The sequence below is a fragment of the Oleiphilus sp. HI0079 genome (genome assembly GCF_001635105.1).
The window spans coordinates 1-829 of sequence record NZ_LWFT01000844.1; the positions used below are offsets into that span (position 1 = coordinate 1).

At 47.4% G+C, this 829-nt stretch carries 2 protein-coding genes; both read left to right on the forward strand.

Annotated elements, in window-relative coordinates; translation table 11 throughout:
* Window positions 1-33: 33 nt before the first annotated feature.
* Window positions 34-222 (forward strand): DUF1289 domain-containing protein, encoded by a 189-nt coding sequence (locus tag A3750_RS15740; RefSeq protein ID WP_068548432.1) that lies wholly within the window; start codon window positions 34-36, stop codon window positions 220-222.
* Window positions 223-294: 72 nt separating this feature from the next.
* Window positions 295-829, forward strand: a 535-nt coding sequence (locus A3750_RS15745) for an ATP-grasp domain-containing protein (protein ID WP_156498640.1), incomplete at its 3' end; no start/stop codon positions are given.

Consider the following 829-nt stretch of genomic DNA (forward strand, 5'->3'; position numbering starts at 1 on the left):
AAAGCATTTACAGAAACTTGAAGACGAGCATTCATGACAGAGAACGAAGTAAAACCTATTGCCTCCCCATGCGTCAGTATTTGTGCGCTAGATGACGCCGATATTTGCGTTGGTTGCCACAGAAGCGGCCAAGAAATAGCCGGTTGGGGGGCTAAATCTGAAGCTGAAAAAGCGGAGATTATGGTCAAGGTGCGCGAGCGCGAAAAAAGTGCGTATATTTAAGAACAAAGAGAAAGGCCGGGGTATTCCATACTCTGGCCTTATTTTTATGAGGCTGGATAACAGGACGGAATAATGACAACACTCGGAACGGCGTTGACGGAAAACGCAACAAAGGTGCTTTTTTGTGGTGCTGGAGAATTAGGCAAAGAAGTGATCATTGAGCTTCAGCGTCTTGGCGTAGAGGTCATTGCGGTTGATCGTTATGAGAACGCACCCGGCATGCAGGTAGCCCATAGATCTCATGTGGTTGATATGTTGGACACAAGCGCTTTACGTCATGTGATCGAACACGAAAAGCCGGATTTCATTGTTCCCGAGATTGAAGCAATCGCGACATCGGAGTTGTTAAAGCTTGAAGACGAAGGTTTCCAAATTGTACCTTCAGCTCGCGCGGTAAACCTCACAATGAATCGTGAAGGCATTCGCTCATTGGCAGCACAAGAGCTTGGCTTGCCAACATCAAGCTATGCGTTTGCAGATAACTTTGACGATTTTTCTGCGGCGGTACAGCGCATTGGCTTTCCGTGCTTCGTTAAACCGATTATGAGTTCTTCAGGTAAAGGGCAGAGCCGTTTAACCGATGCAAGCCAGATTCAGGCTGCATGGG